11 protein-coding genes are annotated in these 14511 nt (G+C 58.3%); all 11 read left to right on the top strand.

From position 1 onward, the window contains the following. Nucleotides 1–102 precede the first annotated feature (102 nt). The 11 genes from EG886_RS12990 to EG886_RS12940 all read left to right on the top strand — a co-directional run bounded on the left by EG886_RS12990 (nucleotide 103) and on the right by EG886_RS12940 (nucleotide 14436). A complete protein-coding gene (locus EG886_RS12990) occupies nucleotides 103–396 on the top strand; it encodes a hypothetical protein (protein WP_124728539.1) in 294 nt (97 codons plus the stop codon). Further along, complete coding sequence (locus tag EG886_RS12985; protein WP_124728538.1) at nucleotides 383–1822, top strand: FMN-binding glutamate synthase family protein; 1440 nt, start codon at nucleotides 383–385, stop codon at nucleotides 1820–1822. The genes EG886_RS12990 and EG886_RS12985 overlap by 14 nt, the downstream gene beginning before the upstream one ends. A gap of 313 nt (nucleotides 1823–2135) precedes the next feature. Continuing rightward, a complete protein-coding gene (locus EG886_RS12980) occupies nucleotides 2136–3314 on the top strand; it encodes an acetyl-CoA C-acetyltransferase (RefSeq protein WP_124728537.1) in 1179 nt (392 codons plus the stop codon). A 73-nt stretch (nucleotides 3315–3387) separates the two neighbouring features. Next, entirely contained in the window at nucleotides 3388–4245 is an 858-nt protein-coding gene (locus tag EG886_RS12975) for a 3-hydroxybutyryl-CoA dehydrogenase (RefSeq protein WP_124728536.1), read from the top strand. Between the two features lie 478 nt (nucleotides 4246–4723). Next, entirely contained in the window at nucleotides 4724–5866 is a 1143-nt protein-coding gene (locus EG886_RS12970) for an acyl-CoA dehydrogenase (RefSeq protein WP_124728535.1), read from the top strand. Nucleotides 5867–5899: 33 nt separating this feature from the next. Further along, nucleotides 5900–7042: an acyl-CoA dehydrogenase gene (locus EG886_RS12965; protein WP_124728534.1), complete on the top strand. Its 1143-nt coding sequence runs from the start codon at nucleotides 5900–5902 to the stop codon at nucleotides 7040–7042. A 24-nt stretch (nucleotides 7043–7066) separates the two neighbouring features. Next, nucleotides 7067–8011, top strand: a complete 945-nt coding sequence (meaB, locus tag EG886_RS12960; RefSeq protein WP_124728533.1) for a methylmalonyl Co-A mutase-associated GTPase MeaB — start codon at nucleotides 7067–7069, stop codon at nucleotides 8009–8011. A 35-nt stretch (nucleotides 8012–8046) separates the two neighbouring features. Beyond that, the gene (locus EG886_RS12955) at nucleotides 8047–8685 is read left to right on the top strand and encodes a TetR/AcrR family transcriptional regulator (protein ID WP_124728792.1); all 639 of its coding nucleotides are present in this window, start codon (nucleotides 8047–8049) and stop codon (nucleotides 8683–8685) included. Next, on the top strand, nucleotides 8654–11911 hold the full coding sequence (icmF, locus tag EG886_RS12950; RefSeq protein WP_124728532.1) for a fused isobutyryl-CoA mutase/GTPase IcmF: 3258 nt from the start codon (nucleotides 8654–8656) through the stop codon (nucleotides 11909–11911). Before EG886_RS12955 ends, icmF begins: the two co-directional genes overlap by 32 nt. A 74-nt stretch (nucleotides 11912–11985) precedes the next feature. Continuing rightward, on the top strand, nucleotides 11986–12720 hold the full coding sequence (locus EG886_RS12945) for an LPXTG cell wall anchor domain-containing protein (protein ID WP_124728531.1): 735 nt from the start codon (nucleotides 11986–11988) through the stop codon (nucleotides 12718–12720). A gap of 525 nt (nucleotides 12721–13245) precedes the next feature. Then, entirely contained in the window at nucleotides 13246–14436 is a 1191-nt protein-coding gene (locus EG886_RS12940; RefSeq protein WP_124728530.1) for a hypothetical protein, read from the top strand. Nucleotides 14437–14511 lie beyond the last annotated feature (75 nt).

Raw genomic sequence — 14511 nt, 5'->3', positions numbered from 1 at the left:
TTTCAGGCCAATGTAACAACAAATGCCATTTCTATTTTCCGTTTGTCTGTCGGAAAGGAACAGGCTGACATCACGCGAATCAAAGGCAGGTGCGATCAAAACATGGATCACGTTCAGGACCTGAAACACACGCTTTCCTATCTTCACTCCGAGCTGAACCGGATCGAAACGATGGCCGGCACGCTTGCATCGGTGGAACAGGAACATTTCAACCGCTTGAGCAATTTCGATCACCGGGAGCTCATGGACATCGCCGTGGAAGAACAAGGCGCGGCGCGTCAATTGGGAACGATCAAACAGATGTGCCTGGCCATGGCGCAAAAGGTGGAAGAGCTGAAAAACGCCATCGAATCGGGCGGACGCGAGGGGCGTGCCGGACGCGATGGGACTCATTAAACGCTGGATCCGTTCCATCATCAACGAGACGGTGGATGAAGCGATCACCCGCACCATCCGGGACCAGTACATCGAGAACGTGTTCGAAATGGTTCCCGCGATGAAAAAAGTGGGCGTCACCAACCTGATGGAAATCACCATGCGGGCCAATCAGGGAACGCCGATTTCCCGGCCGCTGGGCACTCCGCTTCATCTGTCTCCGTGGGAGAAGCTGCTGTTCAACCCGGTCCACCTGTTCCGGTTTCCCACCCCGGATAACGTGGGCATCGGGACATCGGTCACCATCGGACCCCGCGCCCGGAAACCGCTGACCATTTCCATCCCGATCATGATCGCGGCGATGTCCTTCGGCGGTGCCCTCAGCAAAAGCGCAAAAATCGCGCTGGCCAAGGCCGCCACAATGGCCGGCACGGCCACCAACTCCGGAGAGGCCGGTCTGATGAAAGAAGAACGGGAAGCGGCCCGGTTGTTCATCGGGCAATACAATCGCGGCGGCTGGATGAACACGCCCGACAAGTACCGCATGCTGGATGCCATCGAAATCCAGTTGGGACAGGGGGCGCAAGGATCGGCGCCGCAGCGGACGGCCGCCCACAACATCGGGGAAGATTTCCGCGAGGTGTTTGAACTTCGCGAGGGAGAAGATTCCCGCATCCATTCCAGGCTGCCCGACGTGAATTCCAAAGAGGACTTCATCCGTCTGGTCCGGCGGCTCCGTACGGAGACCGGTGTGCCGGTTGGTCTGAAAATCGCGGCCACGCACCATCTGGAAAAGGAACTGCAAATCGCCGTGGAAGCCGGCGTCGATTTCATCACGCTGGACGGAGCGGAAGGCGGAACGCACGGCGGAGCGCCCACCCTTCAGGATGATCTGGGCTTGCCGACGCTGTTCGCCGTGACCCGGGCGCACGAGTTCCTCGTCCAAAAAGGCGTGAACCGGGACATCAGCCTGATCGCCACGGGAGGTCTGGTCACGCCGGGGCACATGTTGAAAGCCCTTGCTTTGGGAGCCGATGCCGTTTACATCGGCACGGCCGCCTTGATGGCCCTTGTCAGCGAGCAAATCGTGAAAGCGGCTCCGTTCGAACCGCCGACCAGTCTGGTGGTGTACTCCGGAAAGTTGACGGATCAGCTGGACATCGATCAGGCGGCCCGGAACCTGGTGCGTTACCTGAACGCCTGCGTGCGGGAAATGGAGCTGGTGGCCACATCGCTCGGGAAAACGGCTCTGAGTGACTTGAACAAGTCGGATCTCTGCACATTGGATCCGTTTGTCGCCCGCGCCACCGGCATTCAGCTGGGGTATGTCGCGCCGGAACACCAGTCCCGCTTCTTCGCGGAGACCAGGGCGCTGTTTTCGGGGGAACGTGCCGTGTTTTTCCCGCCGGAAACCGCGGACATCATGGAAGAACAGCCGAGGCACTGAGGCGGGGACGTTGCAGCTCAAGGCAGGCATGCAACCGAAGAGTGATCGGTCAAGGGATGCGCATGATCCCGGTTCGGTTTCCGTGGAAACAGCCCGGAAGAAACGTTTCTTCCGGGCTGTTGGTTTCATGGAATAATGATAGACAGAAAATTTACGTTTCAAGGAATAGAATATTTTATGTAAATAGATGTATTCGGTCAACTATTGTTAAAAACGTTTCACACATGGTAAGCTGGTGATGAAGGCGTTTTCATGGCGACAAGGATCGAACGAACGCTCGATAGAGCCACACTCTCCGGAGGTGACAGTTGGAATGAAAACGGCGGTGATTTTGGGCGGAGCGCGGACGCCGATCGGCAAATTCGGCGGAGCGCTGAAAGATTTGAAAGCGGTGGAATTGGGCGGGATCGCCATCCGCGCCGCGCTGGATCGGTCCGGCGTGCCGGATGATGCGGTGGAACATGTGATCATGGGCATGGTGTTGCAAGGAGGAGCCGGACAGATTCCGGCCCGTCAGGCGGCCCGTCAGGCCGGACTTTCCTGGGAAACCGGTGCCGAGACGATCAACAAGGTGTGTGCGTCCGGCATGCGGAGCGTGACGCTGGGTGAACTGATGATCCGCGCCGGGGATGCCGACGTGATCGTGGCCGGCGGGATGGAAAGCATGAGCCAGGCCCCGTACATTTTGCCGGGAGCGCGGTTCGGCCAACGCATGGGCGACGGAAAAATGATCGACCTGATGGTTCATGACGGTCTCTGGTGTGCCTTTCACGACGTGCACATGATCGTTCACGGCAGCAACTGTGCCGCGGAACAAGGAGTCAGCCGGGAAGAGCAGGACCGTTGGTCCCTGCTCAGCCATCAGCGGGCGTTGGCCGCGATGGAAGCGGGACGCTTTGATGAAGAGATCGTACCGGTGAAAATCCGGGTCAAGAAACAGGAGATCACGGTGGATCGCGACGAGTCTCCGCGGGCCGACACCAGCCTGGAAAAACTGGCCGCGCTCAAGCCGGTGTACCTGAAAGACGGTTCCATCACCGCCGGGAACGCCCCGGGAGTGAACGACGGAGCCGCCGCACTGGTGCTCTCCTCCGAAGAAAAGGCGGCCGAATTGGGGGTGAAGCCGCTCGCCCGCATCCTGGGACACGCGGCGATTGCGCTGGAGGCCAAAGATTTCCCGATCACGCCGGCCCACGCGGTGAAGAAGCTGCTGGCCAAGCACAACCTGGAAGTGAAAGACATCGACCTGTTCGAGATCAACGAGGCATTTGCCGCGGTGGCCCTCGCCAATGCGAAGCTGCTGGGCATTCCGGAAGAGAAACTGAACGTGAACGGCGGCGCCGTGGCATTGGGACACCCGATCGGCGCGAGCGGTGCCCGCATCCTGTTGACGCTGGTGCATGAGCTGAAGCGTCGCGGCGGCGGACTGGGCGTGGCGGCCATCTGCAGCGGAGCCGCACAAGGTGACGCGGTGCTGGTGAAAGTGGACTGACGGACGCTGGAACAGGCACGAACCGAAATTTGAAGAAGTGGCATGGATTTATTTCGGGAAGGTGAAGGAATCGATGGCAATCAAACGAGTGAGCGTGATCGGCGCCGGCCAGATGGGCGGCGGGATCGCCCAAGTTTGCGCACAGGCCGGATTTGACGTGGTACTGGTGGACACCACGGAAGAATTTCTGCAAAAGGGACTCGGACGGATCTCCGCCAACCTGGACCGGGCCGTTTCCAAAGGCAAGATGAGCGAGGAAGAAAAAGCGGCGGTGCTCGGCCGCATCCGTCCGACCGTTCATCTGGAGGAAGCCGCCAAAGACCCGGACATCGTCATTGAGGCGATCATTGAAAACATGTCCGTCAAACAAGACGTGTTCCGTCGGCTGGATGAGCTTTGCCCGCCGCACACCGTACTGGCCAGCAACACCTCGTCCCTGCCGATCACCGAGATCGCCGCGGTGACGAAACGGCCGGAAAAAGTGATCGGCATGCACTTCATGAATCCGGTTCCGGTGATGAAACTGGTGGAAATCATCCGCGGACTGGCCACGTCGGACGAAGTGTTCCAAGTCGTGGAACAGATGGCCAAAGACCTCGGCAAGGTGCCGGTGGAAGTGAACGATTTCCCCGGATTCGTGTCCAATCGCGTGTTGATGCCGATGATCAATGAAGCCATCTACACCGTGTACGAAGGGGTGGCCACCCCCGAAGCGGTCGACCAGGTGATGAAGCTGGGCATGAATCATCCGATGGGACCGCTGCAGCTGGCTGACTTCATCGGGCTGGACACCTGTCTGTACATCATGGAGATCCTTCATGAAGGATTCGGCGACAGCAAATATCGTCCGTGCCCGCTGCTCCGGAAGTACGTGAAAGCCGGATGGCTGGGCCGCAAGACCGGACGCGGATTCTACGTGTACGACCAATAATCGGGGGAGCCGGCCGGTCGCCTTCGGTGTGGAGAGAGACCGAAACGGAACGGACAACCCATACAGAGAAAAAGCGGACGGGCGGATGCGTCTCCGCCCGTCTCCGAAGACTCCGGACGGCATTTCCCGCCGGCGCGGAATCTTCTTGAGAACGGCTGCTCCGCCGGTTCCGGTGCTCAGGGCCGGGAGGATTCCCCGGGAAATACCGGATTTCCGCTTCCCCGTCCGCGAACATTCCCGGCTTTGTCCCGGACGCGCGTCCCCGGACAAACGGACAAAAATCCGGGGACCCGGGCGGCATGGCGATGCCGGACAGAGCCGGTTGCGTTGTCATGGTGGAAAGGGAAATGGAAGCGGTTTCGAAGGGCGGGAGATGGCGGGGCCACCATCGCGCCGGTCCTTGTTCATGCCAAACGATGTATAAAAGCATTCATCAACGGATTGATTGTCGGGTTGGTCAGGGAAGGGAGTGACATCCATGCACTTTCGGTTTACGGAAGAGCAGGAAATGATGCGCAAAATGGTGCGCGATTTCGCCCGGGCGGAAATCGCTCCGCACGTGGAGGCGATGGATGAGGAAGACCGCTTCCCGCGCGAAGTCGTCAACAAAATGGCCGAATTGGGGTTGATGGGGATTCCCGTCCCCGAGGAGTGGGGAGGCGCGGGAGCCGATTTCATCTCCTACATTCTGGCGCTGGAGGAGATTTCCCGGGTCAGCGCCACCGTCGGCGTGATCCTCGCGGTGCACACGTCGGTCGGAACCATGCCGATTCTGCGCTACGGCACCGATGAGCAGAAGAAAAAATACGTGACCCGCCTGGCTTCGGGCGAGTACCTGGGGGCGTTCGCCCTGACCGAGCCGCAAGCCGGTTCCGATGCGTCGGCGCTTCGGACCACGGCGCGCAAAGAAGGGGACAAATACATCCTGAACGGGTCCAAAGTCTTCATCACCAACGCCGGCGAAGCGGACACCTACGTGACGTTTGCCGTCACCGATCCGGAAAAGGGACCGAAAGGGATCTCCGCGTTCATCGTCGAGAAAGACACGCCCGGTTTCCGGGTCGGCAAAAAGGAGAAAAAGATGGGACTCGGCGGTTCCAACACTTGCGAGCTCATCTTCGAGGAAGCGGAAGTGCCGGCCGAAAACCTGCTGGGACGCGAAGGACAAGGATATGAAATCGCCCTGTCCAACCTGGCCGGGGGCCGGATCGGCATCGGTGCCCAGGCGCTCGGAATCGCCACCGCCGCCTATGAACATGCACTGGCTTATGCCAAGGAGCGGAAGCAGTTCGGAAAGCCGCTCTCGAAGATTCAGGCGATCCAGTTCAAATTGGCCGACATGGCCACCCGGATCGAAGCGGCCCGCCTGTTGATCTATCGCGCCGCCGATCTCCGCCAGCAAGGGCACAACTGCAAGCTGGAGGCGTCGATGGCCAAGATGTTTGCCAGCGACACGGCGATGCAGGTGACCACCGAGGCGGTCCAGATCTTCGGCGGGTACGGTTACACCCGCGAATATCCGGTGGAGCGCCTGTTCCGTGACGCCAAGATCACCCAGATTTACGAAGGGACCAACGAAATCCAGCGGATTGTCATCAGCAACGAATTGATCAAGGGATGACGTTTCACCGGTCATCCGCAAGGAGTGGAAGCCATGCAGTTCAAATTGAGCGAAGAACATGAAATGATGCGCAAAATGGTGCGCCAGTTCGCCGAAGACGTGGTGGCGCCCACCGCGGCGGAACGCGACGAGAAGGAAGAGTTTGACCGTTCCATCTTCGACATGATGGGCGAACTGGGGCTGACCGGGATCCCGTTCCCGGAAGAATACGGCGGAGCGGGCGCCGATTATCTGAGCTACGTCATCGCCGTGGAAGAGCTGTCCCGCGTCTGCGCCTCCACCGGGGTCACCCTGTCCGCCCATCTGTCGCTGGCGAGCTGGCCGATTTACAAGTTCGGCACCCACGAGCAGAAATTGAAATACCTCAAGCCGCTGGCCGAAGGGAAGAAGCTCGGAGCGTTCGGTCTGACGGAACCCGGGTCCGGTTCGGACGCCGCGGGCATGAAAACCACCGCCCGCCGCGAAGGCGATGAATACGTACTCAACGGCAACAAGATTTTCATCACCAACGGAGGCGATGCGGAAATTTACGTGGTGTTCGCCGTGACCGATCCGGAGAAACGCCACAAAGGGATCACTGCGTTCATCGTGGAGAAGGGCACGCCCGGCTTCAGCATCGGCAAGAAAGAGAAAAAGCTGGGCATCCGTTCGTCCCCCACGACGGAGATCATTTTCGAAGAATGCCGCATTCCGGTTTCTCAGCGTTTGGGTGAAGAGGGAGAAGGCTTCAAAATCGCCATGATGACGCTGGACGGCGGTCGCAACGGCATTGCCGCCCAAGCCGTCGGGATCGCCCAGGGGGCGTTTGACGCGGCACTTGCCTACGCCAAAGAGCGGAAACAGTTCGGCAAGGAAATCGCCAAATTGCAAGCCATCCAGTTCAAGCTTGCCGACATGGCCACCGAAATCGAAGCGGCCCGCCTGCTCACCTATCAGGCCGCCTGGCTGGAGAGTGAAGGCCTGCCCTACGGCAAGGCGTCCGCCATGGCCAAACTGTTCGCCGGAGACACGGCGATGAAAGTGACGACCGAAGCGGTGCAGATCTTCGGCGGATACGGCTACACCCGCGAATATCCGGTGGAACGGATGATGCGCGACGCCAAGATCACCCAGATTTACGAGGGCACCAACGAAATTCAGCGGGTCGTCATTGCCAACTATCTGTTGAAGGACTAAGCCCGAAGCCGGGGGGAGTTTGCAATGCCCGAATCGGTGAAACAGGGAGACAAGCGGCAGATTGCCCGGCTCATCAGCCGCATCGAAAACGGCGATCCGGCCCGGGAAGAGATCCTGGAAGCACTGGTTCCGCACACCGGTCGCGCCCATCTCATCGGGGTGACCGGTCCTCCCGGTGCGGGCAAAAGCACCTTGCTGGACGCCCTCATCCGTGAGCTGCGGAAGCGGGGGAAAACGGTCGGCGTGATCGCCGTCGATCCGACCAGCCCGTTCACCGGCGGGGCCATCCTCGGAGACCGGGTGCGCATGACCGGCCACGCCCTGGATCCCGGGGTGTTCATTCGCAGCATGGGCAGTCGGGGGCATCTGGGCGGATTGTCCGGCGCGGCCCGGGAAGCCGTGATGGTGCTGGATGCGGCGGGCTATGACGTGATCCTCATCGAGACGGTGGGCGTGGGCCAGGCGGAACTGGACATCATGCATCTGGCCGACACCGTGGTGCTGGTGCTCAATCCGACGGCCGGCGACGTGGTGCAGGTGTTCAAGGCCGGCATCATGGAGATCGCCGACCTGTTCGTGATCAACAAGGCGGATTTGCCGGGAACGAAACGGCTCCGGGCGGAGATCGAAGATTTATTGGATCTGTCCAAACACGATGCCGACTGGAGGCCGCCCATCATTGAAACGGTGGCCACCCGGGATGAAGGGATTTCCGACTGGTATGAAAAGCTGGAGGAGCACCGGGAGTTTCAGGTTGCTTCCGGAGAGTGGGACCGGCGTCGCCGCCTCCGGCTGGAGAACGAAGTGAGGCAGCGGATGGAAGAAGAGTTCCGCAAGCGACTGGAGGAAATCTGGGCGGACCCGAAGTTTCAGGAAGATTTGCAAAGCGTGGCGAGGCGTCTGAAAAAGCCCGGTGAAGTGGCCGTGGAGTGGATGAAACGGACTCTGCGCGGGCAGAGCGGGAGGTGACGCTCCGGGTGGACAAAGAGAAGCTGATTCCCTCGATGATCAAGGACCGGAGACTCATTCAGCAACGAAGGCGGCAAATCATTGACGGGGCCGTCCGGCTGTTCGTGGAAAAGGGGTTCCACCGGACGACCACGCGTGAAATTGCCCGGGAATGCGGTCTGTCGATCGGCACGATGTATGAATACATTCAAAGCAAGGAAGACGTTCTCTACCTGGTGTGCGAACACATTCACTCCGAACTGGAGTCGCGATTGAAGGAAGCGGTGTCGGAAAAGGATTCCGGCATCGAATCCCTTCGCAAATCGCTCCGGCAGCTGTTCCGTGTGATGGATGAGATGCGGCAGCTCGTGCTCCTCATTTATCAGGAAACCAAGTCGCTGCCGAAGGAGCAGATGAAATACGTGCTTTCCAAAGAGGAAGAGATCACCGGCATCTTTGAGCGGATTCTCGAAAAAGGAGAGCGCGACGGCACGATCCGTGTCGACCCCTCGTCCATCAAACTGATGGCCCACAACATCATGGTCATGGGTCAAATGTGGACCTTCCGGCACTGGTCGCTGGGGCGCCACTACGACCTGGACACGTTCACGGACAAACAGATGCAGCTTTTGCTGGGAGAATTCACGGCAGGAGGGAAGCGGAATGGAAACGGAAGCGATCAAACCGAAACATAACATCCGGTTTGTGACGGCGGCGTCGCTCTTTGACGGACACGACGCCTCCATCAACCTGTTCCGGCGCTTGCTTCAGGCGTCGGGCGTCGAAGTGATCCACCTCGGTCACAACCGGTCCGTCGATGAAATCGTCAAGGCCGCCATTCAGGAGGACGTACAGGGCATCGCCGTCTCTTCCTATCAGGGCGGTCACATGGAATTTTTCAAGTATATGATCGATCTCCTGCGGGAGCGCGGAGCTTCCCACATCAAGGTGTTCGGCGGAGGCGGCGGTGTGATCGTTCCCCGGGAGATTCGCGAACTGGAAGCGTACGGCGTGGCCAAGATCTTCTCTCCGCAGGACGGACGGGAGATGGGGCTCCAGGGGATCATCAATCACATGATCCGGGAAACCGACTTCTCCGTCGTTCGCGGAATCACCGATGAGCCGGCGCGTGCCCTGTCCGGCGACAAGCAAGCGATCGCCCGTCTGATCACGCTGGTGGAAGAGGCGGCCGAACAGGAAAGCCTGAAAGAGACGGCTTCCACGGTGCTGGAGGAATTGAAACGGTCCTCCGGAGTCGAAAAGGTGATTCCCGTCGTCGGCATCACCGGCACGGGCGGCGCGGGCAAGAGCTCGCTCACCGATGAACTGGTGCGTCGCTTCGTCAATGATTTTCCGGACAAGCGGGTGGCCGTACTGTCGGTCGATCCGTCGAAACAAAAATCGGGCGGAGCACTGCTGGGGGACCGGATTCGCATGAACTCGGTGAATCACCCGAACGTGTACATGCGTTCGCTGGCCACCCGCCGCACCCGCTCCGAATTGTCCGGCGGCATCCGGGAAACGATCGAGATCGCCAAACGGACCGGCCATGACCTGGTGATCGTGGAGACGAGCGGCATCGGGCAGGGCAACTCCGACATCGTCGGCGTCAGCGACGTGGCCGTATACGTCATGACTTCCGAATACGGGGCCCCGTCCCAGCTGGAAAAGATCGAAATGCTGGATTTCGCCGATTTGGTGGCGATCAACAAATTCGACCGCAAAGGGTCCGAAGATGCCCTGCGGGACGTGAAAAAACAATACCGGCGCAACCACAATCTGTTCCACGAGCCGGATGAGGACATTCCCGTCTACGGCACCATGGCCAGCCGGTTCAACGACCCCGGCACCAACCTCTTCTACCGGGCCCTGATCGACACCATCAACAAAAAGACGGGCACCGACTGGGAATCCAAGTTGGAAGTGAAGGGGCAAAAACCGGAGGTGCGCCACATCATTCCGCCGGAGCGGACGTATTACCTGCGGGAAATCGCCCAGACCGTCCGCAAGTATCACGAAGATTCGAAGCAGCAAAGCGAGCTGGCCTCCCGCCTGTATCAACTGAAAGGGACGGAAGAACTGCTGAGCGGGGAAAAAGACGCCGACGGACTCCGCGAACGGCTGAAAGCCAAAATCCGCGAGATCGAGGAGCGCCTCACTCCGGAAAACCGGAAGCTGCTTGATGAATGGCCGAACATCGCGGAAATGTACCGTCAGCCGGAACTGGTGACCAAGGTGCGCGACCGGGAAATCCGCTCTCCGCTCTTCACCGAGACGCTGGCCGGCACCAAGGTTCCCAAGGTGGCACTGCCCAAGTTCCGCGACTGGGGAGAGCTGCTGCGCTGGCTGCACAAGGAAAACCTTCCCGGACGCTTCCCGTTCACCGCGGGAGTCTTCCCGCTGAAGCGGACGGACGAAGATCCGAAGCGCCAGTTTGCCGGAGAGGGAACCCCGGAACGGACCAACAAGCGATTCCATTACCTGTCCAGGAACGATTCGGCCAAACGCCTGTCCACCGCTTTCGACAGCGTCACCCTGTACGGGGAAGATCCGGACGAACGACCGGACATTTACGGCAAAGTGGGTGAGTCGGGGGTCAGCATCTGCACGCTGGACGACATGAAAAAGCTGTATGCCGGGTTTGACCTGTGCGCGCCCAACACCAGCGTGTCGATGACCATCAACGGACCGGCCCCCATCATCCTGGCGATGTATTTCAACACCGCCATCGACCAGCAGTTGGAGAAATTCCGCGAAGAGCACGGTCGTGACGCGACTTTGGAAGAGGCGGAAGAGATCCGCAAACGCACGCTGCAGACCGTGCGCGGCACCGTGCAGGCCGACATCCTGAAAGAGGATCAGGGACAAAACACCTGCATCTTCTCCACCGAGTTCGCGCTGAAGATGATGGGGGACATCCAGGAGTACTTCATTGAAAACAAAGTGCGCAACTACTATTCCGTCAGCATCAGCGGCTATCACATCGCCGAGGCGGGGGCCAACCCGATCACCCAGCTGGCCTTCACCCTGGCCAACGCCTTCACCTATGTGGAGTATTATCTCAGCCGCGGCATGAAGATCGACGATTTCGCGCCCAACCTGTCCTTCTTCTTCAGCAACGGCCTGGACGCCGAATACTCGGTGATCGGCCGCGTGGCACGCCGAATCTGGTCGGTGGTCATGAAGCACAAGTACGGGGCCAATGAACGCAGCCAGAAACTCAAGTACCACATCCAGACGTCGGGACGGTCCCTGCACGCCCAGGAGATTGATTTCAACGACATCCGGACCACCCTGCAGGCGCTGATGGCCATCTATGACCAGTGCAACTCGCTGCACACCAACGCCTACGACGAAGCCATCACCACCCCGACCGAAGAATCGGTGCGCCGGGCGATGGCCATCCAGCTGATCATCACCAAGGAACTGGGCTTGGCCAAAAACGAAAACCCGCTTCAGGGTTCCTTCATCATCGACGAACTGACCGACCTGGTCGAAGAAGCCGTGTTGCAGGAATTCGAACGGCTCAGTGACCGCGGCGGCGTGCTCGGCGCGATGGAACTGATGTACCAGCGCGGCAAGATCCAGGAAGAGTCTCTCTACTACGAGATGAAGAAACATTCCGGAGAGCTGCCGATCATCGGGGTCAACACCTTTGAAAACCCGAACCCGCCGGAAGATTACGAGATCGAGCTCACCCGCGCCACTCCTGAAGAAAAGGAAACGCAGCTTCGCAACCTGCGGGAATTCCAGGAGAGACACAAGAACGAAGCCCCCGTTGCCCTCGAGCGCCTGAAACAGGTGGCTCGTTCGGGCGGCAACATTTTCGCCGAACTGATGCGCACCGTCCGCGTCGCCAGCCTCGGCCAGATTACCCGGGCATTGTACGAAGTGGGCGGACAATACCGCCGCAACATGTAAATCATCAGAAAACCCTTTCCCCATACCGGGGAAAGGGTTTTTTCGTAGCATCGAAAACACAGGAAAACGTCATCATGTTGTCTTTTTCTGGATTCACGAGATGTACACAAATTTTTATTTATTTTTGGACCAAAAAACAGATTTATACATCGGATTTTATTCATGAAAAGGTTAATAAACAAAATAATTACATAAAAGGAGAGATCTGCATGAAGCGGTTTGCAACCGGACTGCTTGCGATGGCCCTGGTCTTCGCCGCGGCCCTGCTGCCGGGAACTGCCTTCGCTGCAAGCGATGCGGATATGGTGACGGATCTGGTACAGCTGGAAAACGGCAACATCAAGGTGACCGCTGAACTGAAGAATGCCAAAGAAGCAACCGGTTTCTGGTACATCGGGGTCGGACCGGCCGGAGATGAAAATGCGGAACCGGTGGCGGAAAAAGAAGCTGAAGACTACAACGGTACCAGCTTCACCGCCGAATTTGACATCAGCAAGTTCGAAGCCGGGAAGTATGAAGTTTTCATCATGTTTGCAGGCGTCGTTGACGGTGAAGAAGCATTCTTCATGGATTCCATGGAACTGGATGTTGAAGGTACTGACGACGGCGGAAATGAAAAACCGTCCGTGACCCCGAAACCGGGGAAAGATCCGGTGAAAGTGGATCCGGAACAAGGAAAAGAACTGAAAGATAAAGTGAAAGGCGGCAAACTGCCGAAAACGGCCACCACGCATCCGACGGGTGCCGCAGCCGGCCTGGCTCTGCTCATCGGCGGTCTGGCCCTGCTGAAACTGCGCCGCACCGCCTGATCCAACCGGCAAAACGAATGCTGCCGACGGGAATGATCCCGCGGCAGCGTTGACCAACCTGCCATGAAACCGGTGCCGCTTCCCGTGCGTGCCATTGCTTGTGCAACGAAACAAGCGGGAAGCGGCATCCGGCGGGCGGTTGAAAAAAGTGAAGCCGACGGGAAACCCCGTCGGCTTTTTACATTTGCTGATGGATCCTCAATCGGGCACGTTCCCCGCAGCCGAAACAGGGGTGACGGCGAAGACCACACCATGGAACGTGCAATGAGAGTGGTCGGGCATGCCGGATTTCACATTTTTCCACGGGAAACAGGTCTCATTTTGGCTCGAAAAACAGTCCGATCTTCGAATCCACACAGTGGGAAGGACATTCCTTCCTTCTGACGCCTACCGGTTCCGGAACGTTCGTTTTTCACGAAATGTACACAAAAATCAAAGTGTTTCTGCGCCAAAAATCGTGATTCGTTTCGAATTTCATAAATGAGCCGCCGATAACAATATTTTTACATAAAAGGGGAGATTTGAATGAAGCGATTCGCATCCGCTCTGCTGGCGGTGGCCCTCGGCTTTGCCAACTGGTTCCCTGCAGGGACGGCAAATGCTGAAGAGGCCCCGGCGCTTAAAGTGGGGTACAAGATGGAAGGCGAAAAGGCAGTGGTCACCGCATCACTGGAAAACGCAAAAGAGTCCAAAGGAACCTGGACCTTTTCCGTTTACAACGAAAAAGTGATTGAGTATACGGAAGTCACCGATTTGGAAAGAACGTATGTTTTCCAACCCGAGATTGGAAAGCAGTACCCGATCAACGTGGAGTATGTCGGCAAAATTGACGGACAGGATCATCAATTCAAAGAACAAGTGATCGTGGAAGTCAATAATAACCAAGGCAGCTCCCAACCGGGCGGGAATGATCAAAACAACGGTTCCTCCGAGCAGAAAGAGCAAGTGGAATTGGTGCTGGATGCGGCCCTGTTCCCCAATGAAGAAGTGGGAACCTATGAACTCGCCCTGTTCGGCCACATCAAGGATGCCAAAAAAGTGGACGGTACCTGGACCGTGGAAACGGGAGGCAAAAAGCATCAATTCAAGGGAGCAGTCCTCGGAGGGAAAGAGGATCCTGCATACATCTCACTCGGGAAAGGCAACCGCTTCACCGTGACCGTCAGCTTCAGCGGCACGGTGGATGGAAAACAGGTGACCGGCAGCAAGACGCTGGAAGTCAACGTTCCGGTATTCAAGGTTGACTACGAGGCAGTGGGCGGTAAGCATAAGCTGAGCGGCAAGATCGAGGGTGCCAAGAACGTGGAAGGCGACTGGATCATCGGCGTGGCCGATCCGGAAACCTATGAAGAGGTGGTTAAAACCCTTGAGGTGACAGGATCCAAGAACATGGCCATGTCTTACGAGTTTGAGCTGAAGAAAGCCGGTGAATATTTGGGGGTTGTCATGTTCGGAGGTTATGTGGACGGCGTGTTCATGATCCTCGGTGACGAAATTCCCTTTGAAGTGACCGGCAAAGGCGGCGTCAAAAAGCCGTCCGAAGGCAAGGACCATTCCCCGGTTCTGAACCCGGAAGAGGGCAAAAAACAACTGGATGAAGCCAAAAAAGGCGGCAAACTGCCGAAAACGGCCACCACGCATCCGACGGGTGCCGCAGCCGGCCTGGCTCTGCTCATCGGCGGTCTGGCCCTGCTGAAACTGCGCCGCACCGCCTGATCCAACCGGCAAAACGAATGCTGCCGACGGGAATGATCCCGCGGCAGCGTTGACCAACCTGCCATGAAACCGGTG

Origin of the sequence: Staphylospora marina (assembly GCF_003856495.1) — a bacterium.
Classification (GTDB): domain Bacteria; phylum Bacillota; class Bacilli; order Thermoactinomycetales; family Thermoactinomycetaceae; genus Staphylospora; species Staphylospora marina.
This window is presented reverse-complemented; position numbering and strand designations above follow the sequence as displayed.